The sequence below is a fragment of the Streptomyces sp. NBC_01267 genome, from assembly GCF_036241575.1.
In the GTDB taxonomy this organism is placed as follows: Bacteria; Actinomycetota; Actinomycetes; order Streptomycetales; family Streptomycetaceae; genus Streptomyces.
In genome coordinates this window covers 3,751,671-3,776,642 of the sequence record NZ_CP108455.1, presented here as the reverse complement: position 1 = coordinate 3,776,642, position 24,972 = coordinate 3,751,671, and the positions used below count along the sequence as shown (strand labels likewise).

The following is a 24,972-nucleotide window of genomic DNA, read 5'->3' as shown; positions in this document are numbered from 1 at the left end:
AGGAGCGCGCAGATCGCCCGGCGCTCGGCTCGACGCCGGGCCGGCTGCCGGTGCATGACGGCGCTGCCGTACTGCCGCTCCGCTACCGTGCACAGCACAGCGGGCCCGCCCCGAACGGGGCCCGGACGCCGCGCGGTAGAAGAAGGAACCATGACCGAGGACGCTCAGCCCGCGCCAGGCACGCCCGGCGTCGACGTCGACGCCGTGGCACGCGCGGTACTGACCTCGTCCCGTCTGCTGGTAGCCGTCTCGGCCCGCTCCCTCGCCGCGGTCGAGGACCGCGTCACCCTTGCCCAATTCCGGTTGCTGGTCGCCCTTTCGACGCACGGGACCGCCAAACTCGTCGTCCTCGCCGAGTTGCTCGGGGTCAACCCCTCGACCGCGATGCGCATGCTGGACCGGCTCATCACGGCAGGGCTCGCGGACCGCCGGATCAACCCGGAGAACCGGCGCGAGACGCTCCTCGGCCTCACCGACGCGGGGCGGCAGTTGGTGGAGGACGTCACGGCCCGGCGCCGCGGTGAAATCACCACCATCGTCGAGCGGCTCGCACCGGAACAGCGAGCCGCCCTGATCGAAGCGCTGACCGCGTTCGCCGAGGCCGGGGGCGAACCGGCCGCCACGGACAGCGTTTCCCTGTACCCCCTGGGCTGGTCCGGAACCCAGCCGGACACCCTCTGATCCAGCCGGACACCCTCTGATCCAGGGAGACGCACAGGGGTCAGGCGGTCGCGCCCGCGTCCGGTCCACCGGCTCCGGCGTCGGGCGGGACGGCGGTGGCGAGTCGGGCTGCCCGGGTGGCCGTCCGCCGCCGCCACGCCCAGCCGATGAGCACGGCGCCCGCGGCGATCGCGTACGCGGTGGTCCCGACATCGTCCGGGGTGTCGAAAGCGCGGCCGGTGACGTACCTGGTCGCGCCCGCCACGGCGACGCCCAGCCATTCCCAGCGGCCGTCGAGGGCCACCAGGGCGATCAGGAGCAGTGCGTACCACGAGTAGCCCGGGGTGAGCAGGAGGAACGCGGTCCCGGTGACCAACAGGGCGCCGCTCCAAGGGCGTTCGGGATCGCCGCGCCGGAGCACGTACCCGGTCACGAGGGCCAGGACGACGACCAGGACCGGGACGATCCATGCCTCGGGCAGGAACAGCCGGAGCAGCGCGTAGCGGTTGCGCGCTGCCGCGTCCTCGTAGCCCTCCTCCTCGACGTAGCCGCTCAGATAGCCGAAGACGGAGGAGTGGGAGGCGAGGGCGTACGGGAGGTAGGAGAGCGCGGTGACGGCGGCGGCGGGCACCAGCACCGTGGCGGCGTCGCGCACGCGGCGGACCCCGGAGAGCGCGCCGGGCAGGACCACCGCGGGCATGAGCTTGGTGGCGATCGCCGCGCCCACCAGCGCGCTGCCGGAGAGCCGGCGCCCGGCCGCCAGGAGACCGAGTCCGGCGACGGTGAACAGCACGCCCAGTACGTCGACATGGGCGTTGTTCACCGCCTCGATGGGTACGGCCGGACACCAGGCCCAGTACGCGACCCATCGTGGATCGCCGCGCCGCAGCCGCGTCAGGACCAGCAGGAGAGCTCCGGTCACGGCGACGGAGAGTGCCGCTCCGGCGATCTGGAAGACCTTCAACCGGGCGCCGTCCGGCGACGCCTGCTCGACACCGTAGAAGTACGCCTCGGCGACCGGGGGGTAAATGGTGTGCACGCCGGGGCGGTTGAGGAGGGTGCAGTGCGGGACGGCGCCGGGTGAGGGGACAGGTGCGCGGTCGGGGCCCCCGCAGGCCGTGCCGGTGGGGAAGAGCCAGCTGTCCCGGAGACCCGCCAGCGCGGTGTCCTGCGGTGCGTGGTCGTACGGAGAGATCCCGGCGGCCTGCACCCGGCCGTCCCAGGCGTAGCGGTAGGCGTCGGTGCTGGTGCGCGGTGGGGAGACGAGGCCCGTCGCCGCCACTGCGGCCGAACCCACGAGGACGAGGACGGCGGCCCGGCGCACCGGTACGTTGCGCAGAGCCCCTACGGCGGCTGCGAAGAGCAGCCAGGATGCCGCGTACCACCAGGACAGGCCGGCCGGGTCGTCGTAGTAGCCGTCGTAGCCGATGGTGAGCACCAGGGTGGCGGTGAGGGCCGCCAGGAGGACTCCGGCCAGGACGATGCGGGAACGGGGCGTGCGGGGCCCGGCGGGGGGAGGGTTGATCACGCCACCCAGCGTCGCAGCGGTGAGCGGCCGACAGCCGTCCGGCGGCCCCGGCGTCCGTGTTTCGTAAGGAGTCGCAGGGCCCGCACCGGGTGTTCGCGGAGTGTCATGGAGGACATGAAACGTCCGCCCGAGCCGCCCTCTCCGCCGCCTCCGTCCGCGCTGCCTTCCTCCCCGCTGCCGTCCTTCTCGGGCCGCCTGCACGATCCTCGTACGGCGGTCTCGGCCGGCCGGCTGCTCGGCGCGGCGGTCGGGATCTGTTTCGCCACGGGGGTGATCAGCCACTTTCTGCAGCATCCCCCCGGCTGGGCGGTGGACGTGCTGCCCAGCCGGCCGGTGTGGGGATACCGGTTCAGTCAGGGGGTGCACGTGGCGAGCGGCATCGCGGCGATCCCGCTGCTGCTCGTCAAGTTGTGGACGGTCTATCCGAGGCTGTTCGTGTGGCCGCCGGTGCGGTCGGTGCGGCACGGGCTGGAGCGCCTCTCGGTGGCGGTTCTGGTGGGGGCCACGACGTTCGAGCTGTTCAGCGGGCTGCTCAACACGGTCCAGTGGTACCCCTGGCCGTTCTCCTTCGTACCGGTGCACTTCGCGGTGGCCTGGCTGCTGGTGGGGGCTCTGCTGCTGCACGTAGCGGTGAAGTGGCCCGACATCACCGCCCATTGGCGGCGCACGTCGCAGGCGAGTGCCGCGCTTTCGGCGCAGGGCGACGGAGCGGACCGGCGGTCGCTGCTGCTGGGGCTCACAGCGGCGGTCGGCGCGGTCACGCTGACGACCGTGGGGCAGTCCTTCACGCCGTTGAAACGCTTCGACCTGCTTGCGCCGCGCCACCCCGACCACGGTCCGCAGGGCCTCCCGGTCAACCGGACCGCCGCGGCGGCAGGGGTGCTGCCCGCGCTGAGCCGGGTGCGGGAGTGGCGCCTGGAGGTCACGGGGCCCCGTCCCTTCTCGCTGGACCTGGCGGCGCTCCGGGAGTTGGAGCAGCACGCGGTGGTGCTGCCCATCGCCTGTGTGGAGGGCTGGAGCAGGAGCGCGCACTGGAGCGGTGTGCGCATCAGGGATCTGCGGGAGCGTGCCGGGGCGCCCCCGGGTACGAGGCTGCGGGTCGTGTCGCTGGAACGGCACGGCGCGTACCGGGTCATGGAGATGGGCAGCGACTACGCCGACGATCCGCTGACGCTGCTCGCACTGCGCCTCGACGGACAGGTGCTCTCGCCTGATCACGGCTATCCGGCACGGATCATCGCGCCGAACCGGCCGGGCGTACTCCAGACCAAGTGGGTCTCCCGGCTGGAGGCGCTGTGATGTCCGGATACGCGCGGTGGGCGTCCGGGGTGCTCGGGGTGGCGCTGATGGGGGTCGGCGTGACGCTGGTCGTGGGGACCGGCGACATGGGGTCGGTGGCGGTGTGGCTGGCCGGGGCGATCGTGCTGCACGACGGGCTGATCGCTCCGCTGGTGCTGGGCGCGGGTCTGCTGTGGGGAGGCACCCGGGCGCGCGGGCCGGTGCGCGGGCCGGTACGCGGGCGGGTACGCGGGTCGGTACGGGGGCGGGTACGCGGACCGGTGCGCGGCGCATTCACCGTGGCGGGGTGCCTGACCATGGTCGCGTTGCCGGTCCTGCTGCGGCCGGGCACCCCCGCCAACTCCTCGGTGCTGCCGCTGGATTACGTCCGGGGATGGCTGCTGTCCCTGGGAGCGGTGGTGGTGGTCACGGGTGCGGTGATCGGCGTACGGGTGCTGCGGCGCGGTCAGCGCCTGCGCAGCTGAAGGAAGCTGCGCCCCGCCGTCTTCCACTGGTCCTCGGCCACCCAGCCGGTGGTCTCGGCATACCCGAGCAGGGCGCGGGTGCCGGCCCTCGCCCAGGGGAAGGCCGCGCCCCGGGCACCTCGGCCGTCGTCGACCCGGACGTCGACCCGTTCGTCGATGTCGTGGCCCGCGGCCTCGACGATCAACATCCCGTTGGGGCCGGTGAGTTCGGCGACGCGCACCAGCAGGGCGGCGGGGTCGCCACCGATGCCGACATTGCCGTCCATCAGCAGTGCCGTTCCCCAGCGGCCCTCACCCGGCAGCGGTGCGAAGACGGAGCGGCACAGTGCGGCCCCGCCCTCCTGGACCGTGCGGTCGACCGCTGCCTGGCTCACGTCGATGCCGAGCGTGGTGGTGCCCAGTGCCGCCAGTGCCGCGACGAGGCGCCCCGGTCCGCACCCGATGTCCAGCACCGAGCCCCGGCAGCGCGCCAGGACGGTGACGTCGGCGCTGTCGGGCGCCCCGCACCAGCGCTCCACGTCCAGCGGCAGCAGCCAGCCGTCGTCCCGCCGCAGGAAGAGCGGCCCCTGCCCCGCGCGCAGCGCGTCACGGTAGGGCTCGGCCCGCCAGGCCCGAACGCTCACCGTGCCACCACCCGGTCCGTCGCGAGCGCGGCATGAAGCGTGCCGAACCGGCTGTCCGGGACCTGTTCCGCTACCGCGACGGCATCGGCCGCGGTGTCCACGTCACGCAGCAGGGGCAGGTCACGCACCGTGAGCCCGGCGCCGACCAGCCGCTGCCGCTGGACCGTCCCGGTGTGCGCCGTCGACATCGGCACGCCGAGGAGGAGTTCCGGGTCGGGGGAGGCGAGCCCCAGCGCCCAGAAGCCGCCGTCGTCGGCCGGCCCGAACCAGGCGTCCGCCGTGGAGAAGTCCAGCCCCGTGGCGAGGAGTCGGGGGGTGACCTGAGGGGTGTCCATGCCGATCAGCAGGGCTGGTCCCGTCGTGAGGGAGAAGGCCGCGGCCAGCCGCTCGTCGAGGCCGCCCGCACTCTGCTCGACCACGTCGAAACCGGGTGGTACCCAGGGGCCCGGCGTTCCGGCCAGCACGAGGACCCGGCGGTGTGCCGGAGTGCCGAGCACCGCGTCGAGTGTGTCGGCGAGGGCCGCCCCGGCCAGCCGGGCCGCCTCCTGCGGGGTGAAGGGCGGGCAGAGCCGCGTTTTCACCCGGCCGGGCAGCGGCTCCTTGGCGATGACCAGGAGCGTGGTCCCGGACGTCATCCCGCCACCTCCCGCGGTGCTTCGGCGGGGACCTCGTGCTTGTCCTGCGGTGGTTCGGCGGGGACCTCGTACCTGTCCCGCGGTGCCTCGGCGAGGACGTCGTGCTTGTCCTGCGGTGCCTCGGCGAGGACCCCGCGCATGTCCCGTACCGCCTGCCACGTGCCCCGCCAGGTGCCGGTGACCTTGGACTTCCCGGTACGCGGCAGATACGGCACCTCTCGCTCGGCCACCCGCCAGCCCGCATCGGCGGCCCGGACCACCATCTGCAGCGGGTATCCGCTGCGCCGGTCCGTGAGGCCGAGGCTCAGCAGCGCCGCGCGCCGGGCCGCCCGCATGGGCCCCAGATCATGCAGCCGCAGCCCGGTACGGCGGTGCAGCATCCGGGCGAGCGCCAGATTCCCGGCGCGGGCATGCGCGGGCCAGGCGCCTCTGCCCCGGGGACGCCGTCGGCCCAGTACGAGATCGGCTTCGCCCCCGGCCACCTGGGCGACGAAGGGGACCAGCAGCCCGGGGTCGAGCGAGGCGTCGCAGTCGCAGAAGCAGACGATGTCCGCGTCCGAGGCCAGCAGCCCCGCGTGACAGGCGGCACCGAACCCCCGGCGGCTCTCGGCCACCACCGTCGCGCCCAGCGAGCGCGCCACGTCCGCCGAACCGTCGGCCGAACCGTTGTCGACCACGATCGCCCGCCAGCCGGGCGGGATCCGCTCCAGTACCCAGGGCAGAGCCGCCGCCTCGTCGAGGCAGGGCAGGACCACGTCCACGGACACCGCGGAAGGGGTCCGGTCCGTCGCGGAGATGCTCACATCGGTCACGGGATCACCGTACGAACCCGGCGCGGACAATCGGGGTCCCGAGTCCTTACGAAACGCGGACGTCGACGCCTGCGGTGCCGGTATACGGGCGGGCACGGCGCCGGACGGTGCGAGGCTGGGGGACATGGAGAAGCTGGGGGACATGGAGAAAGCGATGACCGTTCTGGTCGTGGACGACGACCCGACCGTCTCCGAGGTGGTCACCGGCTACCTGGAGCGCGCGGGCTTCACCGTGGACCGCGCCGCCGACGGTCGGGCGGCACTCGACGCCGCCGAGCGGCGCCGGCCCGACCTGGTCGTCCTCGATCTGATGCTGCCGGGGACCGACGGACTCCAGGTGTGCAGGCAACTGCGCGCCAGAGGCCCCGTACCGGTCATCATGCTCACCGCACGCAGTGACGAGGAGGAGCGCATCCTGGGCCTCGAAGTGGGCGCCGACGACTACGTCACCAAGCCCTTCAGCCCCCGGGAACTGGTGCTGCGCGTCGAATCCGTGCTGCGCCGCGCTCCCCGGACACCGCAGCCGGGACCGCTGCTGCACGCCGCGGACCTGGAGGTCGAGACGGCGGCCCGCCGGGCCACCAAGGCCGGCCGGGATCTCGCGCTCACCCTGCGGGAGTTCGACCTGCTCACCTATTTCCTCCAGCACCCCGGGCAGGTCTGCGGCCGGGAGCAGCTGATGCGCGACGTCTGGGGCTGGGACTTCGGAGATCTCTCTACGGTCACCGTCCATGTACGGAGGCTGCGCGGCAAGGTCGAGGACGATCCCGCCCGGCCACGGCTGATCCAGACCGTCTGGGGCGTCGGCTACCGCTTCGACCCCGTCCCCGGAGGCCCTGAGCCCCATGCGTGACATCTTCCTCATCGCCCTCTACGCCTTCCTCGGCGCGGCCGGCGCCGGCCTGCTCGGTGCGCTGGCCCTGCACCTGCTGCGGCGGCGCTCGATCGCCGGCTCCCTTGCCGTCGTCGCCGCGGTGGCGGTTGCCGCGATGCTGGCCGGGACCCTTGCCGTGGCACGGGCGATGTTCCTGTCCTCCCACGACCTCACCGTGGTGACCCTGGTCGTGGCCATGGCGGCGGTCGTCTCCCTGGCCACCGCGCTTCTCCTGGGCCGCCGGGTGGTGATCGGAGCTCGTGAACTCGTCGTCGCGGCAAGGGAGTTCGGGCAGGGCGGCAGGTTCACGGCGCCCGTCGGCCCGGCCCCCGCGGAACTGGCGGCGCTCAGCAGGGAACTGGCCGCCACCAGCGCACGCCTCGCCGCGTCCCGTGAGCGGGAGCGCGCTCTGGAGGCGTCCCGGCGCGAACTCGTCGCCTGGATCTCGCACGACCTGCGCACCCCCCTGGCCGGACTGCGTGCCATGTCCGAGGCGCTGGAGGACGGGGTGGTGGCGGACCCGATCCGCTACCACCGCCGGATGCGTACCGAGGTGGACCGCCTCAACGCCATGGTCGGTGACCTCTTCGAACTCTCCCGCATCCACGCCGGGGCCCTGACCCTGAATCCGGCCCGTGTCTCCGTGTACGACCTCGTCGGCGACGCGCTCGCGGGTGCCGACCCGCTGGCGAGGGAGCACGGGGTGGTACTGGTCGGAGACCGCGTGGACACGGTCCCGGTGGAGGTCGACGGCAAGGAGATGACCCGGGTGCTGGCCAACCTCCTGGTCAACGCGATCCGGCACACCCCGGCCGACGGCACCGTCGCCGTCTCCGCCGAGCACCGGTCCGGCTCCGTGGTCCTCTCCGTCACCGACGGCTGCGGCGGCATCGCCCCCGACGACCTGCCCAGGGTCTTCGACACCGGATGGCGCGGCACCGTGGCCCGTACGCCCCCGGCCGGGGCCGGTCTCGGGCTGGCGATCGTGCGGGGCATCGTCGAGGCGCACGCGGGCCGGGCCGATGTGCGCAATGTGCCGGGCGGCTGCTGCTTCGAGGTCACCCTCCCCGCTGCGACTGCGTAGACCGCCCTCGGGCGAGGCATCACCCTTCCCGCCCCGACGGCGCGGACCGCCCTCCGCGTCACACCGCCCCGCCGCGGCGGCATGGACCGCGCTCGGGCGAGGCATCACGCTCCCCGCCCCGACGGCGCGGACCGCCCTCCGCGTCACACGCCCCGCAACTCGCTCACCGCGAACTCGGCCATGCCTTCCGTGAAGCCCGTCGCCGGACGCCAGCCCAGCTCGGCGCGCAGCCGCGAGGAGTCGGCCGTGACATGCCGTACGTCCCCCAGCCTGAACTCCCCGGTCACGACGGGCGACTTGCCGCTGTGCACGGCCGCGAGCGCGGACGCCATCTCGCCCACCGTGTGCGGATCTCCGCTCCCCACGTTGTACGCGGTGAGCTCGCCGGCCTCACGGTCGCCGAGTGCCTCCAGGGCCACCACGTTGGCCGTGGCCACATCCCGTACGTGCACGAAGTCCCGGCGCTGGCCGCCGTCTTCGAAGACCCGGGGTGCTTCACCCCTGGCCAGCGCCGAGCGGAACAGCGAGGCGACTCCGGCATAGGGGGTGTCGCGCGGCATGCCGGGGCCGTAGACGTTGTGATAGCGCAGCGAGACCGCCCGGCCGCCCGTGGTGCGCGCCCAGGCCGCCGCCAGATGTTCCTGGGCCAGCTTGGTGGTGGCGTACACATTCCGGGGATCGGCCGGCGCTTCCTCCGCCACGAGCCCCGGCGCCAGTTCCACACCGCAGCGCGGGCACAGGGGCTCGAACCGCCCGGCCTCCAGGTCCCCTGCCCTGCGCGGCCCCGGCCGTACCGTGCCGTGGACCGTGCAGTCGTACCGCCCCTCGCCGTACACGACCATCGACCCGGCGAGGACCAGCCGCTCCACCCGCACGTCGGCCATCGCGGCGAGCAGCACGGCCGTACCGAGGTCGTTGCAGCCGACGTACGCGGGCGCGTCCGCGAAATCCTTGCCCAGCCCCACCATGGCCGCCTGATGACAGACCGCGTCCACCCCGCGCAGCGCCTGACGCACCAGCTCCGGATCCCGTACGTCGCCGTGGATCCACTCCACCCCCGCGGGCCGCGGCGGCGGGCTCCGGTGCGCGGCGGGAAGCAAGGCGTCCAGCACGATCGGCGTGTGGTTCCGGAGGGCCAACTGCTCGACGATGCGGGAGCCGATGAAGCCCGCGCCGCCGGTCACAAGTACGCGCATGACGCCCACGTTAGAGGGCACCTGCCGGTCCGGAGCCCGAGGAAAGGGGTGTGTCATACCTCCGTAAGAACTCCTCGGCGCCGTGTCGGCTCCGGCCGTCGACCGCCGTGAGGACGTGCCGCGGGAAGCGGTACGAGCCACAGCGGGAGGCGGAACGGTGCAGGGCACGGTGCCCCGTCCAACCCGGCGCGGCTCATCAACGAGCTCCGTGTCCTCGCTGATAACGGTGACGGCATCCCTATTGCGTCGCGTCGCAATTCGCGCAGCGGCTCACAGCAGCCCGTTCGAGGTTGCCCTGGGTGGCGCGGAGAGGGTGGGAGGGCGCAAGACGACGCCATGCCCCGGGTGAGGGAGTGACCACCCAGCCGTAGACGGGTGGCCGGATGTCGGCAGGCTCGATGTGCGTGCAGCCGGGAAGGTGGGCCTTGCCGCTGGCGTGGACGATGATCGCAGCCGCCGGCCAGCCGTCCCAGTCGCTGGTGGGTGTGCTGCCGCGGGGTGCGCTGCCGCTGGGTTCGCGCGGAGCGCAGTCTGCGCAGTTGTGCATTTCGTGGCGTTCGCAGTACTGCATGGCGTTCACCCTGTCAGGTTTCGAGCTGTCGCTCGGTGCGGTCGAGCCAACTCCGGTACCAGTGCGCGAAGTCGTGCCCGGTCGGCTCGATCCCTCGGTCCATCGGTCGCAGGTCCTCCCAGATGGCACCTCGGTGCGGTCCCGTCATGACTATGAGCGACGTATAGCCGCATCCCTGCTCGCTGAGGAACACCGCGCCCGCCTCCTGCGCGTCGTACAGCTCGTCGTAGCGTGTGTCCCAGGCCGTGTACGCGCGGCGGAACTCCTCGTCGGCCGCAAAGGCGTCCTTCTCGGGTTCCTGGGCCTCCAGCGCGGCAAGTTCACCCTGCAACGCCTCGGCCACGAAGGGCCGTCCGGCGAACGCGGCGGTGGTCGGCTGTGCGGAGAAGGTGAGCCCGATGCCGCGCCATTGCCAGCCGCCCTCGCTCAAGGCCGGTGTCATCAGGCCGTAGTCGGGACCGGCACCCCCTCCTGCGACATGGAGGAGAAAGCTTCGGTACTGCGCGGGCAGCCCCACGCCCAGGTCCGCCTCCAGCGCCCGGAGCTGCTCCTCGCTCATGACCGGACCGAGGCGAAAGCCATGCCCCTGTGCCCCGAAAACTCTTTCTGCTCCGGGGTGTTCGGCGAGCCGGAGCACCCGCTCCCGCACTCCCGTCCACGTGTCCTCACTCATGGGTACACGCTAGGACGACGTGCCCCGTACCGGCACGGAATTTACCGTGCAGCACGAGTGCCCGGAGCGTTCCCGAGGCGTTCCCGGAGCGTGATGGCGTCGACGGCCAGGCGGTTGTCGAGCGCATCCAGCCCGGTGGCGGCGCCGGGCTTCGCGAACACCTGGGTGGTTGCGGTAGCGCAGATGTGGTCCCCATGCCGTTGCCGGGGGCCGTGGCAAGGGTGAGAACTTACCGCCGAATCGCCGCAGTGGCGACGCAAGACCAGCATTTCGGGCAAATGCCAGGGCGATTCGGCCTCTCGAAGCCGGCCCTGGTACCCAGCCGCTTCGTTTCCGAAAGGATGACTGAAGCGAGTGGATAAGCTCTTGAATGCCGCAGTATTTCGCTGCGCTTGCGCGTTTCGCGGCTGACACAGAAGGGTCCTTCTGCCCTTCCTCCGGCGGGAATTGGGCGGGAGCTGATGATCGTTTTCGTGGTAGAGTTTCAGTGAATTCACAGGACGCCGCGAAAAAAGGGGAATGGCGTGAATACCGAGAAGGTTACGGCTCGACGTCTTACGGCCGAAGAGGTTTCGGAGTTGGGCCCCCAGGACGGAATCTTCGTCTCGGCGGAGATGAATGGCCTCCCTCTCGACTGCTACGCCCCGGCTTTCCTCACGGAGCCGGGTAAGAATTTTGAAGGAGGGTCCTTCACTGCAAGGACGATCTTTGGTGAGAAAATTCATGTTCTCCCGGAAAATGCTGAAGAGCGTGGGATCTGGATTTCCGACAAGGCGGGGGAGGAAATCGAGGTTCTCCAGAGTGCCGGTGTCCTCCTGAACCTCGCACTCTTCGTGCCCGACGGGAGCAAGGAATCTCTGGAGTCGCTCTACACCGCTGCCCGGGACGCCTTCGGCGCGGGGATCGTTCAGCGTTGGAGCGAGGAAGTCGTCGCGGTTCCGGATGTCAAGGTCGACCTGTTCGAGGAGCCGGCCCGGGGGCGGAAGAACACGAACGGCCAGAATCGTGACCGCCGCGCCTTGGACATCTACCCGACCCGCGTGCGATTCCTGGAGCCCAGCGACGGCTGGAAGTTCGTCGTCGAACCGCACAAGGAGGTCGTCGATGACACACCGACGATCTGACCTGATGGCAGGTTAGCCCCGATTTTTCGCGAGAGCCCGTCAGCATGCTGACGGGCTCCTGCGTTTGCCGAGGCCCGATCGAATTTTGTCCCGCGAACACGCGGAGGGCGCACCGACCTCGAAGTGATCTAGACACCAAGGAAGCCCCGGGCTACTGGCCTGGGGCTTTTGTATGGAGCAAGTGACGGGAATCGAACCCGCGCTCTGCCCTTGGGAATCACCGGTTCTCGTGCAGCCGAAGTGGCTCCGGCTGCATGTTTGTTGGAGTGAGAGAAGCTGGCATGGTCTCTGGGGCATGGCAACCGGGAGGGGAGAGCCCGCGACGCTTGTCGAGCGGGTGGCGGTCATGTACTCAGTCTTCCTGTGGAATCTCCAACTCCTGGAGCCGTTCCCCGATGTCGTCGGCCCATGTCTGTGCCCACTGTCGAAGCTCGGTGATTGCTTGTTCGTCGAGCCCGTACGCGGCGAATTCGGTGTCGTCGATCCAGTCGGCTCCGCCCAGTCGCGCTTGAAGCTCACTGAGATCGAACGAGTCGCGGGCATGGCGCCGACCGAGTTCTTCGAGTTCGACGGGGTTCCAGTGGTCCATAGCGGCCTTGACGTCGATCAGGTCTCTGGCGAGTCCGCGGTCGGCCAGTGCGCGAACCTTGGTGCCGACGACATCCTCAAGAGACAGCACCAAGCCGTGTTCGGTGTGTACAGGGGGTCGCCAGAGGGCTTCCTTGAGGATGTCGACCTCGCACTCTTCACGGCTGGCGGGATCGGTGACGACAAGACGCGCGGACAGTGGATCCGTCTCCAGCGCTTTGACGTGCCATCCGCGTTGCTCCAGGCCGGTGCGCACCACAGAAGCAATGTCCTCCATGCGATCCGGGTTCTCGGTTGCGACGTCGAGGTCCTGGCTGAGCCGGTTCACCAGCCCGTGCGCTTGGACCGCGTAGCCACCTGTAAGAGCCAAGGGGTAAGCACCGCCTACCGCCAGTACGTCAGCGAGCAGACGCCGGTGCAGATCTGTGAGGTTCACGCAGCGGTCCGGGTACCGGGAGCCAGCTCGTGGAAGGTGTGCTCCCAGACCTCGCGGATATCGCGACTGATCAGTGTGCGAAGAGCGGGCCACATGGTGGTGACAAGGTCGCGGTTGAGGTACTGGATCAGGTCGTCGTGCTGGCCTTCGGCCAGGACGATGCGGTAGTAGCTCATCCGGAGCCGGGGCTGGTCGAGGTCGAATGTGGTCAGTCCCGACCACGCCAGGTGGAGCGGAAGACTCACTGCGCCGTGGTCGGGGCCGGAAAGCTCGGACAGCGCTGCGGGCAGGCGCCGAGCGAATTTGGCCCGGCGGAGATCAGAAAGACTGGGCGGTGATGCCATGTGTCGATTATCCAGGAAGGGACCGCGACCAGGTGCCCGATTCCGGGAGAGTCAGGGCGCGCTGAGGGCACGGAGTCGCGTGAATGGTCTAGACAACAAAGAAGCCCCGGGCCACTGGACTGGGGCTTCTTCGTGGAGCGAGTTCCGGGAATTGAACCCGCGCTCTGCCCTTGGGAATCAAGGTGTGGTAGGAGCCCAAATACCTTCTGACCTGGGCGTATCTCTCGCAGATCAGTGATCGGCCGAGAGTTTCTGGCCCTGTGGCTACCGCTGTTTGCCGCTCCGAAGGGCACGCATGGGGCGCGCGAGAGCGATGTGAGGCGTGCCGACGACCGTAGGCCTGCCTGGCCGCGATCAGGCGTGCTGCGTGGGAGCCGTAGGCGTGTGCCGCCTGTTGTGCGTGCGCGATGCCCTGACGCACTCGATCCCAGGGTGGCCGCGTGGTGGAATGCAGGGGGGCGGTGGCCCCGGTTCCGACGGGGCCACCACTCTCTGTCCTACGTCTGTCGGTTTCGCCAGGATCAGCGGTAGCAGGTGGTCACGAGAACCGTGTCACCCGCGTGGACGGCCGTCGGGGCATGCGGCGAGAGCGAGACCACCGCGTCCTCCGGCTTCACGCAGTCGGCCTTCTGGACCCGGGTGAACGTGGGCGTGAGGCCGAAATGGACGAGCGTCGCCCTGGCCCTCGCCGCACTCACGCCGGCCAGCCGCTCCGTGGCCGTCCCGCCGTCGCTGGTGCGGACGAGCAAGGTGGTGCTGCCGGTGGCTGCGGCTGCGGCGGCCGGCCGCGAAGTGTCCGAATCGCTGCCGACGGCGCCGACCGCCAGGGCGGTGCCCGCGCCGGCCACGACTAGGGCGGTGGCGATGCCCGCGATGGCCGTGGCCCGCTTGCGACGAGCCCCGCGCGCGATGGTGGCCGTATCGAAGTGCGGCGTCCGGGTGGTGTTCACGAAGTCGTTCATGGCATTCACCAGTTCCTGCTCGAAGGATGTGCAGCCGGAAGGCGGCGAATCGTGTGGACTCATCGGATTCCCTCCGTGGGCTGCGGTGTTGAAGGGTTGGAGAGTGCGGGGAACTGGCCTCTGAGCTTGTCCATACCGCGAGCGAGCTGGGACCGCACGGTGCCTGGCGAGATCTTCAGGTCGACCGCTATCTCGTCATCCGACAGGTCATGGAAGTACCGAAGTACCACGACCGTCCGCATGCGCATCGGTAGACCCTGGAGGGCCCGGACCAACTGGTCCCTCGTGTCCACCCGCCCGTACTGGTCCCCGGGGGCGGCACGGTCGCCGCCGTCCTGATGCGGGACCATGCGGCGGAACCTCCGCCACCGGTCGTTGGCCAGGTTCACCATGATCCGCCGCACGTACGCCTCCGGAGAGTCCTTGGCGGCGATGGCGCGCCACTTGCGGCAGGCCCGCTCCAGGGTCTCCTGGACCAGGTCCTCCGCGGCCTCGTGGTTCCCCGTCAAGACGAGGGCACCTCGGAACAGCACGGCCGACCGGGCGACGACAAAGCCGTGGAAGTCGTTCTGCGACTCGGCCGTTCCGGGCGTGCTGATTCCGATACGGACATCGTGCTCGGTTGCCAGGTCCACATCCCCATCCCTTCCTGTCACCCCTCCTCGACGGGAAAGTGCTCCCGTTTGCTGCACGCCCATCGTGAGACCTGCGTCACACCGCGGGCAGTCGGAAGGAACGGCCCCGACGACGTCCCGAGCAAGGAAGACCTCGTCCTGCACATGGCCGACGCTGCGTTCGGCGAGGAGTCCTACCGCGCGGACGCCCCCGAGGACTGGCGTACACGCATCGAGCTGGGTGGCCGGACCCTGTGGAGCCTGTACCGGAAGCACCCGTGGCTGGCCCAGCTCGGCTCCCTCACACGCCCATTGCTCGTGCCCAATCTGATGGTCCACGGCGAGTGGATGCTGGGAGCCTTCGAGGACGGCTACGACCTGCGTCTCGACGCGCTCTTCGAATTCGGCCTCAAGGCACTCCTCGACGGCCTGACTTCCATCGTCGAAGGTCAGGAAGCTGTCGCGTAGACACATGAACGAGTTCATCGAGGACCGGACCCACATGCCCCTTCGCGTTATCGGGGCACCCGCCGGCGACGGGGCGGATACGACCGGAGATCACCCGCGTTCATGGTCCAGGCCAGAACAAGCGCTTCACTCCCCGTCGGCGGAATCCGGATTGCGCAGGGGCCGCAGGCCGCCAGGCAGGTTCGGGGAGCTGGAAGGAGTACCGGCCGAGCATGTTGATGTGATGGTTTGTACAAACGGCGAGAGGCGGGCCACGTCCTCGTCCCGGACCTCGAACCCGTCCGCGCGGAGCTGGGTGACAGCGGCATCCATGTAGCGGGTGTTGAACGGCACGAGGGCATTGAGGACCAGTCCGAGAGCGCCGATCTGGTCCTCCATGCCGCCCTGTTCCGACCCCCAGAACCCTGAAGAACCGAAGGTGAACGGTAAGAGCAGCAGCTCGGCCTCCCCCATCGCCGCAGTCGAGTGGGAGATCGACGACGTCGCCGGAACCTCGCTGGGGCACCACAGGCACCTCGCCCGAATCGGCAAAATCCTCTACTCGGAGATCGATTCGGGGGCTAGGGTCGCCGGATGCCAACTCGCCTCCATGGCAGTCCACTTGGGCGAATCGGCCGCCGGCGAGTGCAATCGACGTAAGGATCACCGCAATGAAGAAGCGCCATGTGCTTGCCAGCGCCGCCGGTGCGGCCGTTCTGGCAGTGCTCCCCCTGGCCAGCACCGCCTCCGCGGCCGACTACACCGTGACTTACACGTCCGGGCCGCACACCGGCGACACGTGCACCTGGAGCAACAGTTGTGCCGGTTCGGCATCGTTCGTCCATGCCGGCGACCACCTGCTGGTCTGGGACAACGCTGCCGACGGGCATTCCGTGGTGGTGGAGTACGAGCGCTCCGATGTGGGCGGCAGCGACTACATACGCGACTGGAACTCCTACGGCAAGTACGCCAAGCTCGACGTCAACATGAACCTCCCCGAGGACGGATGGATCACCTACCGCGTCTGCCTGGGCGAGTACGGCAGTCGCACCGTCCTTAGAGACACTTGCTCCTCCTTCCTCTGGGAATCCGCCAAGTGATCACCGCACCATGACCGCCACGCCCCCGGCGGCAGAGGCTGTACCAGCCTCTGCCGCCGGGGGGCGCCGCCGTTCGCCTGCACACGCCGGTTGGTCGCGCGGCGCCACCAGGTGGCCCGCCGGCCAGGACGTGGCCACGCCCGCCGACCTCTCGGCCGCCGACTTCGGTCAGGCCCCTACCACTGGGGGCGCAACTGGACACATTCCGCGTCGATCTGGGCGAGGAGATCGGTGTCGTTGTCGGCGGCAGGGCGCTGCAAGCGTTCCAGTAGGTCCCGGTGCAGGTGCAGCGCGTCATCGCTGCCGTGGCCACCGGCTCCGGTGCACTGGTGGCCGAGGTCGGCGGCAGCGTCTGGTGCCTGTTTCCGTGGGTCGCTGTCGGCCACGTCCGTGGTGTCGACCTCAGCTACTCCCAGGCCTCGGGTGTCGGCGTTCGTGCACGGCTATCGGTCCGTGGTGCCCATTGAGGCGCTCGCGCTGGTGGACGGTGTACGTCGCCTGTGGTGGAAGCGGATGACGGACTTCTGGCAGCTGGAGTTCCACTACGACCGCGGTGACTTCTCCTGCGACGAGCTGTTCAGCGCGGATGAGGCGCTGCTCCACTGGTGGACTGATCGACTCGGTCAGGTCGAGGACGCCTTCATCGCGGGGTAGATGCCCAGGGCTTGGAGGGCGGGCAGGCGCGGACGGGTGAAACCCGCGGAGTGCTGCCGGGCCTGCTCCCCGCCCAAGAGGTCCATGTTGGCGAGTTTGCGCAGGTGGAGCACGGTAGCGAGGACCCGGTCAGCTGAGGTGAGCTTGGCTTTTGCGCCCGTGTCCGGTGCGACCAGACGCTCGTGACCACGACGTGAGCGGGCCACTTCCTCGCGTTGCACCTCCAGCGCGGGGGGTGCCCCTATGTGTTCGGTCAAGGGGCGACGGTCAGTAAGTTCGTGTGGTCGAAGGTGAGTGCCGAGGGGTTGGGGGCGCATGAGCGAGAGCCAGATCACGATCAAGCTCACGAGCGATCAGGCATTGGTGTTGTCGCACTGGCTGGAGAAGCTCCAGATGACGGACCTCAGTCGTGTCATCGACGATCCGGCCGTGTGGTCGCCGATCCATCGAATCGCCGGGACGTTGGACACGACGCTTCCTGAGTTGTTCGCGGAGGACTATGGCCGGCGGCTTGAGGCTGCTCGTCAGCGGCTTCGGGCGGAGAACGACTGGGCGAGTTGAACTCCTCAGCTGATCACGGGGCCCTGCGACTTTGGTCAAGGGGTTGGGGTGGGTCGAGGTTCGTAGAAGGTGCCGTCGCGGAGCATTGCGAACAGGGCGTCGGTCCGGTGGCGGGCCGCCCTATCCCGCCGCACCCCGTCCGCAGTGCGTACTCGCAGATCCGGGCGGGGTGCGGTGGTGGCAGCGGGAGCTCTGCTCAACCCCACTGCGCCGGGGCGTCATCACCGCTTCGAGAACGCGGCGCATGCCCGTTCACGTCAGGCGCCGTCACTCGCCGACGGTGCCCATCTCCGCCATGAAGTCCACCGGATTGCTGTCGAAGCCGCGGAGTATCTCGCGCAGCTCCCAGCCCGCGGAGCCGTTCCGGGTGAACTCCGCGACAGTCGCGGCAGTGGACCCCGCAAGCTGCGCGAAGTCGTCCGCGAGGAGTTCCCGGTACCGCTCGACGACGACCACACCGGGGTTCGCGATCTCGCCGAAGGTGAGAGGCCCGGCGTTCTGGTGGATCGCCACCCCCACCACCACCCGGCCGTAGTCGGACGGTATCCGGTCGAACTCCAGGACCATCACTTCATCGAAGCCGAGGCCCTGGCCGGACTCGCTGTGCCGGCTCATGGTGATGGTGCCGTCCGGGGCGCGGCTCTCGGTGTGGACGACGTACACCGGCCGCCCACGGGGTTCGTCGGCGGAGTAGACCGCGCCGATGATGTCCAGATGGTGCGGTGCCTCCCCCAGCGGGCTCGGATCCCACCGGAGCCTTACCTCGACCTTGCCCAGTTCGCCGTTCACACCGTCTTCCCCCTTGTCGCGTCGCCGCGGGAGATCCCCGGCGTCATCAAGTATGGCCGCTCACGCTGCTCTTGGTGCAAGGCCGGCGCAGGATGGCCGAGGGCTCCGGCAGCCCCAGCTGTGCTCCCGGGGCTGCCGGAGCGGGCGTTCCGTTCCGCGTGGACGCTCACTTCGGCCACCTTCGTCGGCTTGATGCTCCGCGACGAAGTCCGTGCCCGGGAGCCTGAAGTCGTCCGGAACACGCAGACCGAACCGGCCCAGCATGTACTTCAGGAAGTCCACCACGCTGGGGATGGTCACCTCCCGGATTTCGTCCAAGCCTGGCACCGGGACCGCGGTGGGAGGCACGTCCACGGCCACCGATCGTGCGGACACGAGACTGTCCCGCATCAGAACGGCCTGGAGGACAGCGGCACGGTACTCATCCTCGAACCTGAAGGTGACCGGTCACGCCCTGTCGATCAGGAGCACATGCAGGAGGTCGTGCTTCAGCACCCTGTCCTTCACTCTCCCGCACGGCAGGAAATAGGTGATGCCGAAGGTAGGCGGTGCCTCCATCGACGACTCCAGCACGTCCAGAACGCTCGGATCCGCTTCCACCATGCAGACAGGGAAAGAGGGAACCCCGGAAGCGTCAAGCATCGCCCGACGAATCACGCCGCGCCTGGCTGCCCGCCCGCCCACCGCCTCGCCCTGGCCACCGAACCTCCGAGACATGACCGGCCGGACAAGTCGCCAGTCGGCCGACGCTGCGATTTGCAGATGGAACGGCACGACTACGTCGGCGCCGAGTGACGCAGGCCACAGAAAGTGCGTATCGATATATGAGACGTGACGCCGTCAAGTCGCCCGAGGGGTCCGATGGAACGCCATTGACCAGTGCATTTCCCGCAGTTGGGGCACGCGGAGGGCACAGCACCGCTTGAGTGGTCTAGACAACAAAGAAGCCCCAGGCTGCTGACCTGGGGCTAAATGTTGGAGCGAGTGACGGGAATCGAACCCGCGCTCTGAGCTTGGGAAGCTCATGTTCTACCATTAAACTACACTCGCGCAGCGATCTCCCCGAAGGGATCCGCACCGCAGTCACTCTACCCCATGCTCTCCCGCCTGCCCGGCCCCCCGGCGTCCGCGCCGTGGGGCCTCCGTGTTGTCCGGGCGCGCCGGTCGGACGTGGTCCCGGGCGCGCTTCCCGGGTGGGGGTCCGGAGGGGGATCCGGGTGCCGGGCGCGGAAGTTGGGGCGTAGCGTGGGCGACCGGAGTGCCGGTTGCGGCGGTGTCCTGTACATCCCCTAATGTGGTGTTTTCTCTCGTCCACGCTTGATGGGGAAGGGACTTGATGGGTCCGATGGAACGCACCGTCGTCCGCTGTGCCGAAGGGCATGTCTTCAGTACCGCCACGTTCCCGTTGCAGCAGCTCGGGGCCGACCGGATCGGGCCGGGCCGGCTCATCCGGTGTCCGCGCTGTGCGCGGTTGCGGCATGCCGTACCGGTGGGGGCGGAGCAGCAGTAGCAGGAGAGTGGCGCCGCCCGGGGGCGGGGCGCGCGGGCCGTCCGATTGGGGGTGGACCGCGCGGTCCCCGTATCCTCGGGGCGTGCTTCTCTCAGACAAGGACATCCGGGCCGAGATCGACGCCGGACGCGTGCGCATCGATCCGTACGACGAATACATGGTGCAGCCCTCCAGCATCGATGTGCGGCTCGACCGCTACTTCCGGGTGTTCGAGAACCACCGCTACCCCCACATCGACCCCGCCGTCGAGCAGGCGGATCTGACCCGCACGGTCGAGCCGGAGGGGGACGAGGCGTTCATCCTGCACCCCGGTGAGTTCGTGCTGGCCTCCACGTACGAGGTCGTCACCCTCCCCGACGACATCGCGTCCCGCCTCGAAGGCAAGTCCAGCCTCGGGCGGCTGGGGCTGGTGACGCACTCCACCGCCGGGTTCATCGACCCCGGTTTCTCCGGGCACGTCACACTCGAACTCTCGAACGTGGCGACGCTCCCGATGAAGCTCTGGCCGGGGATGAAGATCGGGCAGCTGTGCATGTTCCGGCTGTCCTCGCCCGCCGAGCACCCGTACGGCAGTGAGCGGTACGGCTCCCGCTACCAGGGGCAGCGCGGGCCGACGGCTTCGCGGTCCTTCCTCAACTTCCATCGGACCCAGGTGTGATTCAGGCATGAGTGACGTACGCGAGAACCTGACGTACGAGGGTTTCGGGCGCGCGGTGCGCGAGCTGGCGCAGACCGTTGCCGACGACGGGTACGAACCGGACATAATCCTCAGCATCGCGCGCGGCGGCGTGTTCGTCGCCGGTGGGCTCGCCTACGCCCTGGACTGCAAGAACATCCACCTGGTCAATGTCGAGTTCTACACCGGCATCGGGACCACGCTGGAGATGCCGGTCATGCTGGCGCCGGTGCCCAACGCCATCGACTTCTCGGAGAAGAAGGTGCTCATCACCGATGACGTCGCCGACACCGGGAAGACCCTGAAGCTGGTGCACGACTTCTGCGTCGGGGCGGTCGCCGAGGTGCGCAGTGCGGTGATCTACGAGAAGTCGCAGTCGCTGGTGAAGTGCGAGTACGTGTGGAAGCGCACCGACGAGTGGATCAACTTCCCGTGGAGCGTCGAGCCGCCCGTCGTGCGGCGTGAGGGACAGGTGCGGGACGCCTGATCCCACAGGCGGCAGAAGTACGGAGAAGGGCCCCTCACGGGGCCCTTCTCCGTTGCGATGCCGGGTCGGGCCGGCTCAGCTCAGAGCGTGCCCAGCTTCAGCAGGGACAGCAGCGCGATCAGCTGGATCGACGAGGCGGCCAGCGCCCGCGGCCACGCCAGGTCGTGCGACTTGCTCACCATCGAGGTGAACAGCGCGCCCGCGGCGACCCAGGTGATCCAGCCGAGGATCTGCACGAAGCTGTTCTCGCCGCCCAGGAAGAACGCGAAGAGCAGCCGCGGCGCGTCCGTGATCGACATGATCAGCATGGAGAGCCCGACGGTCGGCTGCCAGGTGCCGTCGCCGCCGAGCTGGCGGGCCAGGGTGTGCGTCACCGCGCCCAGGATCAGGCTGCCGATGACGAACGCGACGCCGGTCGTCAGGACGTACGGGACGGCGTTGGACAGGGTCGCGTGGAAGGCGTCCTCGCGGGCCTTGTCGAAGCCGAAGAGCACGAGCAGCCCGTAGATGAACGTGACGGTCAGCGCCGGGCCCCACATCTTGTGGTCGCGCATCTGCCAGAACGTCGGCCCCGGGCGCAGCACGATGCCGCGCAGCAGGTCCTTCCAGTGCAGCCGCGGTCCGGCGGGCGGGGCGGTGCCGGTCTGTCCCGCGCGGTAGGTGTTGCCGTCGCCGTACGGGTCCTCGCCGATGCTGAACGCCTGGGTGTGACCCGGGTTGTCCGAGCTGTCCTGGTACGGGTAGCCGTACGGTTCCGGCGGGCGGCTGCCGTACGGGGGCTGCCCCTGCTGTCCCTGTTGCCCCTGCTGTCCCTGCTGGTACGGGTCGCCGAAGTACTCCGGCTCCCCGTACGGCTGCTGGGGCTGCGGAGGCCACTGGTGCTGCGGTGCATGCTGCTGCGGCGCAGGGCCACTGCCGTACGGCGGAGGCGGTGTCTGCCTGCCGTACGGCTGTTGCTGCTGCGCTTGCTGCTGTGCTTGCTGCTGCGGGGGTCGCCGTTGCGACGTGCGGTTGTCCCGGCCGCGTCCGATCCTGAATCCAGCCACGCTTTCGAACGTACCCGTTCCTGGTGGGCGGGGTGCCGGGCCTGGTGGATCAGGCCCGGCTTTGCGGCCGAGCTGTGACATCCCCTAAGGGGTTTCCCGAAGGGAGTGCGACGACGCCTGGCGGTCAGCCCGTGAGGCCCGCACCGAGCATCGGGGTGCCCGCCGTGGAGATCTTGGTGGCGGTCAGGCCGTAGCCCTTGCCGGTCGGGGCGAGCTTTGAGCCGTTGGAGTTGAAGGTCACGACGTAACCGTCGCTGTTGTTCTCCCACGGGGAGCTGACGGTGAGGTCGGCCTTGCCGTCGTTGTCGGAGTCGGAGAGGAAGACGTCGCCGCCGAAGCCGTCGCCCTTCTCGTTGTCGCCGGGGACACCGGGGCTGTCCTGGGCGAAGGACTGGGCGCCGGTGGTGGCGAAGCCGGTCGTGGAGCCGTACAGGACGGTGACCATGCCGGCGTCGGCGATGCCGTTCAGGTCCTCGCCGGGGGCGCCGACGGCCAGGTCGTCCATGCCGTCGCCGTTGATGTCGCCGAGGGTGACCTCGTAACCGAAGATGTCGTCGGCCTCGCCCGAGCCGGGAACGCCGGGCGAGTCCTGGTTGATCGCGTCCTGGCCGCCGTCGGGGCCGTTCGCAGTGCCGTAGACGACCTTGACGACGCCTCCCTTGTGCGAACCGGGAATCTCCGCGTCCCACTGGGCTCCGATGACGATGTCGCCGTAGCCGTCGCCGTTGACATCGCCGATGTCGGAGATGACGCCCGCCGGGAGCTTCTGGATGCCGGTCGTCGTCACACCGGAAGGGCTGCCGGGGAGGTAGTAGTTGGCGTTCCACTCCTCGGCGCTCGTCGTCTCGTAACCGTCCACGAGCAGGTCGGCGCGGCCGTCGTGGTTGACGTCCCCCGCGGTGAGGTTGAAGAGATCCGGGCCGGGGACCTTCGCGACCGGGGCGGTGACGGAGTAGTGGCCGCCGGTGCCGCCCGTCTTGGTGAAGCCGCCGCGGTAGACGTCGACGACGTTCTGGTCGGAGGCGATGGCGAGGTCGGTCTTCCCGTCGCCGTTGTAGTCGCCGGAGGCCAGGAGGTCGCCGAAGTGGTCGTGGGCGGAGACCGACGGGTCCTTGACGGTGGTGCCGCCCGAGAGGCCGCCGCTCGCACCCCAGAGGATGGTGACCGAGCCGCCGTCGACGTCGGAGCCGACGTCCTCGCCGCTGGAGCCGACGGCGAGGTCCGCGTAGCCGTCGCCGTCGAAGTCACCGGCGATGCTCATCCCGCCGAAGTAGTCGTTCTTCTCGGCGGCGCCGGGGACCCCGGCGCTGTCCTGGGTCACCGTCTGGATCTTGGCGGCACCGGCACCGGACTTCGAGCCGTACAGGATCGAGACGGCGCCGGCGCCCGACTTGCCGCTGACGGTGGCGAGCGGGGAGACGACCGCGACGTCGCGGTAGCCGTCGCCGTTGAAGTCGCCCTGCGCGCCGGAGGGCGTGGCGGCGGTGGCGGTGCTCGCGGTGACGATCAGCAGGCCGCCGGTGAGGGCGGCCGCGGTGGCGGTGGCGAGGGCGGTACGGAGCTGTCTGTGCACGGGAGTTCTCCCTGGTTCGGTCGGTACGTGGTGGTGGTGCAGGCGCCGGAGGAAGGGCACTCGGGCGTGACGGGTGGCGGGCCGTGGTCGGTCGGGTGAGCCGGTCAGCCGGTGATTCGCTCGCCGAAGTCGCTGTACGCGGTCGGGCGGCCCAGCGAGCCGGGGCCGAAGCCGATCGATCCGGCTGCGGGGAATCCCGTACCGGCGGCGCCGCGCAGATACGTGACGGCGCCCGCGTCGTCGTTCTCCTGGGACGCGACGACGGACAGGTCCGGGTAACCGTCCCGGTCGTTGTCGGAGGCGAAGAGCCGTGAGCCGAAAGCATCCGCACTCTCCGCCGTGCCGGGCACGCCCGCAGTGTTCTGGCTGAGGACACGGGCGCCCGTGGTGGTGGCCCCCTTGGCCGAGCCGCGCAGCAGCATCACCGTGCCGGTCCGCATGAGGCCGTCGTAGTCGGAGCCGATGGTCTCGCCGGGGAGGCCCGCCGCCAGGTCGCCGTAACCGTCCCTGTCGAAGTCGCCGATGGCAACAGCGGCGCCGAAGCCGTCCCCGTACTCGCTGTCGCCCGGGACGCCCGCGCTGCTCTGGGTGAGAGTGGTCCGGCGGGTGGCGCTGGGGCCCGCGGACGCGCCGTAGACGAGGGCGACCTCGCCGCCCTTGGAACCACTGGGCTCGGTGTCGGGCTCGTCCGGGTTGCCGATGGCGATGTCGCCGTAACCGTCCTTGTCCAGGTCCCCGATGGCCGCGTTCGTGCCCGGCGGGAGGGTCGCGCCCTTGACGAGACCGGTGCTGCCGCCCTTGTAGAAGACGGACGAGCCACGGGTGTCGCCGTTGATCTTCTGGCCCTGTACGACCAGGTCGGCGGCGGCATCCTTGGTGACGAGGCCCGCGGTGAGCTCGGGCTTGTCGACCGGTGAGGCGTAGCTGCTGAGGCTGCCGTGACCGCCGGACGTGGTGAACGGGCCCCGGGCCAGCCGGATCTTCCAGGACGGGTCGGCGGAGCTCTGCGCTCCGACGGCGAGGTCCGGCTTCCCGTCGCCGGTGAAGTCGGCGGCTGCCAGACTCAGTCCGAAGTAACTGCCCGCCAGCGGCTCCGGATTCGCCACGGTCGCGCCGCCGCTGAGGCCCTTGGCGCCGCCCCAGATGATGACGACCGTGCCCGCGTCCTGGCCCGCGGCGGTTGCCTCGTGGGGTGCGGAGACCGCCAGATCGCTGTAGCCGTCCCGGTTGAGGTCGGCGGCGGCGACGGCCGTACCGAATGCGTCCCACCCCTCCGCGGCGCCGGGGACCCCCGGGCTGTCCTGGCTGATGAAGGTACGACGGCTGGGGTCGAGCCCCTTGGCGGTGCCGTACACGACGATGACGCCACCGGCGTCCTCCTTGCCGTTGACCTCGGCCAGGGGGGTGGCGATGGCGAGGTCGCGGTAGCCGTCGCCGTTGAAGTCGCCCTGCAGCCCGGAGGGCGCGGCGGTCGCGACGGCCGCGCCTGCGACGAGCAGACCGCCGGTCAGGGCGGCGGTGGCCGCGGTGGCGAGGGCGGTACGGAGGCGCTGATGCATACGGGTTTCTTCTCCTGCGCCGTGCGGGGTGCCGGTGGCACCCGGTCGGAAGGGGCGCGGAACTCTCTGCCCGGTTTGCGGCA

At 69.9% G+C, this 24,972-nt stretch carries 28 protein-coding genes, 1 tRNA gene and 2 pseudogenes; 12 read left to right on the top strand and 19 right to left on the bottom strand.

From position 1 onward, the window contains the following. Positions 1-150 precede the first annotated feature (150 nt). Entirely contained in the window at positions 151-681 is a 531-nt protein-coding gene (locus OG709_RS17360; protein ID WP_250302508.1) for a MarR family winged helix-turn-helix transcriptional regulator, read from the top strand. Positions 682-721: 40 nt separating this feature from the next. Here OG709_RS17360 and OG709_RS17355 read toward each other — a convergent pair whose 3' ends face one another. After that, positions 722-2,188: a glycosyltransferase 87 family protein gene (locus OG709_RS17355; protein WP_329166843.1), complete on the bottom strand. Its 1,467-nt coding sequence runs from the start codon at positions 2,186-2,188 to the stop codon at positions 722-724. A gap of 105 nt (positions 2,189-2,293) precedes the next feature. On the opposite strand from OG709_RS17355, the gene OG709_RS17350 reads away from it, so the two are divergent. Both OG709_RS17350 and OG709_RS17345 read left to right on the top strand, forming a co-directional pair. After that, entirely contained in the window at positions 2,294-3,487 is a 1,194-nt protein-coding gene (locus tag OG709_RS17350) for a molybdopterin-dependent oxidoreductase (RefSeq protein WP_374211305.1), read from the top strand. Next, positions 3,487-3,951 carry a hypothetical protein gene (locus tag OG709_RS17345; RefSeq protein WP_329166842.1) on the top strand — a complete coding sequence of 155 codons (465 nt, stop codon included), beginning with the start codon at positions 3,487-3,489 and terminating at the stop codon, positions 3,949-3,951. The genes OG709_RS17350 and OG709_RS17345 overlap by 1 nt, the downstream gene beginning before the upstream one ends. Here OG709_RS17345 and OG709_RS17340 read toward each other — a convergent pair. Genes OG709_RS17340 through OG709_RS17330 form a run of 3 tightly spaced genes read right to left on the bottom strand, consistent with a single transcriptional unit; the run spans position 3,933 to position 6,021 of the window. Then, positions 3,933-4,574, bottom strand: coding sequence for a class I SAM-dependent methyltransferase (locus OG709_RS17340; RefSeq protein WP_329166841.1), 642 nt, complete (start codon positions 4,572-4,574; stop codon positions 3,933-3,935). The genes OG709_RS17345 and OG709_RS17340 overlap by 19 nt on opposite strands. Next, on the bottom strand, positions 4,571-5,209 hold the full coding sequence (locus OG709_RS17335) for a TIGR04282 family arsenosugar biosynthesis glycosyltransferase (protein WP_266642047.1): 639 nt from the start codon (positions 5,207-5,209) through the stop codon (positions 4,571-4,573). The genes OG709_RS17340 and OG709_RS17335 overlap by 4 nt, the downstream gene beginning before the upstream one ends. Then, positions 5,206-6,021, bottom strand: a complete 816-nt coding sequence (locus tag OG709_RS17330) for a glycosyltransferase family 2 protein (protein ID WP_443068542.1) — start codon at positions 6,019-6,021, stop codon at positions 5,206-5,208. The genes OG709_RS17335 and OG709_RS17330 overlap by 4 nt, the downstream gene beginning before the upstream one ends. A 124-nt stretch (positions 6,022-6,145) precedes the next feature. On the opposite strand from OG709_RS17330, the gene OG709_RS17325 reads away from it, so the two are divergent. Both OG709_RS17325 and OG709_RS17320 read left to right on the top strand, forming a co-directional pair. Further along, positions 6,146-6,874: a response regulator transcription factor gene (locus OG709_RS17325; protein ID WP_250302514.1), complete on the top strand. Its 729-nt coding sequence runs from the start codon at positions 6,146-6,148 to the stop codon at positions 6,872-6,874. Further along, a complete protein-coding gene (locus OG709_RS17320; protein ID WP_329166840.1) occupies positions 6,867-7,979 on the top strand; it encodes a sensor histidine kinase in 1,113 nt (370 codons plus the stop codon). Before OG709_RS17325 ends, OG709_RS17320 begins: the two co-directional genes overlap by 8 nt. A 143-nt stretch (positions 7,980-8,122) precedes the next feature. Here OG709_RS17320 and OG709_RS17315 read toward each other — a convergent pair whose 3' ends face one another. Both OG709_RS17315 and OG709_RS17310 read right to left on the bottom strand, forming a co-directional pair. Beyond that, a complete protein-coding gene (locus tag OG709_RS17315) occupies positions 8,123-9,175 on the bottom strand; it encodes an NAD-dependent epimerase/dehydratase family protein (RefSeq protein WP_329166838.1) in 1,053 nt (350 codons plus the stop codon). Between the two features lie 584 nt (positions 9,176-9,759). Then, positions 9,760-10,419, bottom strand: coding sequence for an SMI1/KNR4 family protein (locus OG709_RS17310; RefSeq protein WP_326694474.1), 660 nt, complete (start codon positions 10,417-10,419; stop codon positions 9,760-9,762). Between the two features lie 524 nt (positions 10,420-10,943). Between OG709_RS17310 and OG709_RS17305 the strand changes: the two genes are divergently transcribed. Beyond that, a complete protein-coding gene (locus OG709_RS17305; RefSeq protein WP_250302519.1) occupies positions 10,944-11,543 on the top strand; it encodes a hypothetical protein in 600 nt (199 codons plus the stop codon). Between the two features lie 352 nt (positions 11,544-11,895). Here OG709_RS17305 and OG709_RS17300 read toward each other — a convergent pair whose 3' ends face one another. From OG709_RS17300 to OG709_RS17285, 4 genes are all read right to left on the bottom strand, one after another. Continuing rightward, a complete protein-coding gene (locus OG709_RS17300) occupies positions 11,896-12,567 on the bottom strand; it encodes a nucleotidyl transferase AbiEii/AbiGii toxin family protein (RefSeq protein ID WP_250302520.1) in 672 nt (223 codons plus the stop codon). Beyond that, positions 12,564-12,911, bottom strand: coding sequence for a transcriptional regulator (locus OG709_RS17295; RefSeq protein ID WP_250302521.1), 348 nt, complete (start codon positions 12,909-12,911; stop codon positions 12,564-12,566). Before OG709_RS17295 ends, OG709_RS17300 begins: the two co-directional genes overlap by 4 nt. A 521-nt stretch (positions 12,912-13,432) precedes the next feature. Next, a complete protein-coding gene (locus OG709_RS17290; RefSeq protein ID WP_329166836.1) occupies positions 13,433-13,936 on the bottom strand; it encodes a hypothetical protein in 504 nt (167 codons plus the stop codon). Then, positions 13,933-14,502 (bottom strand): SigE family RNA polymerase sigma factor, encoded by a 570-nt coding sequence (locus OG709_RS17285; protein WP_443068578.1) that lies wholly within the window; start codon positions 14,500-14,502, stop codon positions 13,933-13,935. Before OG709_RS17285 ends, OG709_RS17290 begins: the two co-directional genes overlap by 4 nt. 150 nt (positions 14,503-14,652) lie before the next feature. On the opposite strand from OG709_RS17285, the gene OG709_RS17280 reads away from it, so the two are divergent. Next, positions 14,653-14,955 (top strand): hypothetical protein, encoded by a 303-nt coding sequence (locus tag OG709_RS17280; RefSeq protein WP_266642056.1) that lies wholly within the window; start codon positions 14,653-14,655, stop codon positions 14,953-14,955. A 100-nt stretch (positions 14,956-15,055) separates the two neighbouring features. Here the strand turns inward: OG709_RS17280 and OG709_RS17275 are convergent. Further along, positions 15,056-15,336 (bottom strand): annotated as a pseudogene (locus tag OG709_RS17275) (Tn3 family transposase); the annotation flags it as partial. 269 nt (positions 15,337-15,605) lie between these two features. On the opposite strand from OG709_RS17275, the gene OG709_RS17270 reads away from it, so the two are divergent. Next, entirely contained in the window at positions 15,606-16,034 is a 429-nt protein-coding gene (locus tag OG709_RS17270) for a hypothetical protein (RefSeq protein WP_250302524.1), read from the top strand. 176 nt (positions 16,035-16,210) lie between these two features. On the opposite strand, the gene OG709_RS17265 is transcribed toward OG709_RS17270, so the two are convergent. Beyond that, complete coding sequence (locus OG709_RS17265) at positions 16,211-16,420, bottom strand: hypothetical protein (RefSeq protein ID WP_250302525.1); 210 nt, start codon at positions 16,418-16,420, stop codon at positions 16,211-16,213. A gap of 70 nt (positions 16,421-16,490) precedes the next feature. Here OG709_RS17265 and OG709_RS17260 point away from each other — a divergent pair, with 70 nt between their 5' ends. After that, positions 16,491-16,688 (top strand): hypothetical protein, encoded by a 198-nt coding sequence (locus OG709_RS17260; RefSeq protein ID WP_266642060.1) that lies wholly within the window; start codon positions 16,491-16,493, stop codon positions 16,686-16,688. A 71-nt stretch (positions 16,689-16,759) separates the two neighbouring features. On the opposite strand, the pseudogene OG709_RS36085 reads toward OG709_RS17260, so the two are convergent. Next, positions 16,760-16,978: pseudogene (locus OG709_RS36085) on the bottom strand (ISAzo13 family transposase); the annotation flags it as partial. A 25-nt stretch (positions 16,979-17,003) separates the two neighbouring features. Between OG709_RS36085 and OG709_RS17250 the strand changes: the two are divergent. Further along, on the top strand, positions 17,004-17,249 hold the full coding sequence (locus OG709_RS17250; RefSeq protein ID WP_329166832.1) for a hypothetical protein: 246 nt from the start codon (positions 17,004-17,006) through the stop codon (positions 17,247-17,249). Positions 17,250-17,516: 267 nt separating this feature from the next. Here OG709_RS17250 and OG709_RS17245 read toward each other — a convergent pair whose 3' ends face one another. From OG709_RS17245 to OG709_RS17235, 3 genes are all read right to left on the bottom strand, one after another. After that, positions 17,517-18,038 (bottom strand): TerD family protein, encoded by a 522-nt coding sequence (locus tag OG709_RS17245; RefSeq protein ID WP_266642061.1) that lies wholly within the window; start codon positions 18,036-18,038, stop codon positions 17,517-17,519. A gap of 447 nt (positions 18,039-18,485) precedes the next feature. Then, on the bottom strand, positions 18,486-18,641 hold the full coding sequence (locus OG709_RS17240; protein WP_250302529.1) for a hypothetical protein: 156 nt from the start codon (positions 18,639-18,641) through the stop codon (positions 18,486-18,488). A 373-nt stretch (positions 18,642-19,014) separates the two neighbouring features. Continuing rightward, positions 19,015-19,088 (bottom strand) — tRNA-Gly (locus OG709_RS17235). A gap of 542 nt (positions 19,089-19,630) precedes the next feature. On the opposite strand from OG709_RS17235, the gene dcd reads away from it, so the two are divergent. Further along, positions 19,631-20,206 (top strand): dCTP deaminase, encoded by a 576-nt coding sequence (dcd, locus tag OG709_RS17230; protein ID WP_250302530.1) that lies wholly within the window; start codon positions 19,631-19,633, stop codon positions 20,204-20,206. Positions 20,207-20,213: 7 nt separating this feature from the next. After that, positions 20,214-20,711, top strand: coding sequence for a phosphoribosyltransferase (locus OG709_RS17225; RefSeq protein ID WP_250302531.1), 498 nt, complete (start codon positions 20,214-20,216; stop codon positions 20,709-20,711). A gap of 80 nt (positions 20,712-20,791) precedes the next feature. On the opposite strand, the gene OG709_RS17220 is transcribed toward OG709_RS17225, so the two are convergent. From OG709_RS17220 to OG709_RS17210, 3 genes are all read right to left on the bottom strand, one after another. Next, positions 20,792-21,757, bottom strand: a complete 966-nt coding sequence (locus tag OG709_RS17220; RefSeq protein WP_266642063.1) for a Yip1 family protein — start codon at positions 21,755-21,757, stop codon at positions 20,792-20,794. A gap of 124 nt (positions 21,758-21,881) precedes the next feature. Continuing rightward, positions 21,882-23,330, bottom strand: coding sequence for an FG-GAP and VCBS repeat-containing protein (locus OG709_RS17215; protein ID WP_266642064.1), 1,449 nt, complete (start codon positions 23,328-23,330; stop codon positions 21,882-21,884). A 104-nt stretch (positions 23,331-23,434) separates the two neighbouring features. Beyond that, the gene (locus OG709_RS17210) at positions 23,435-24,889 is read right to left on the bottom strand and encodes an FG-GAP-like repeat-containing protein (RefSeq protein ID WP_250302533.1); all 1,455 of its coding nucleotides are present in this window, start codon (positions 24,887-24,889) and stop codon (positions 23,435-23,437) included. Between the last annotated feature and the right edge of the window lie 83 nt (positions 24,890-24,972).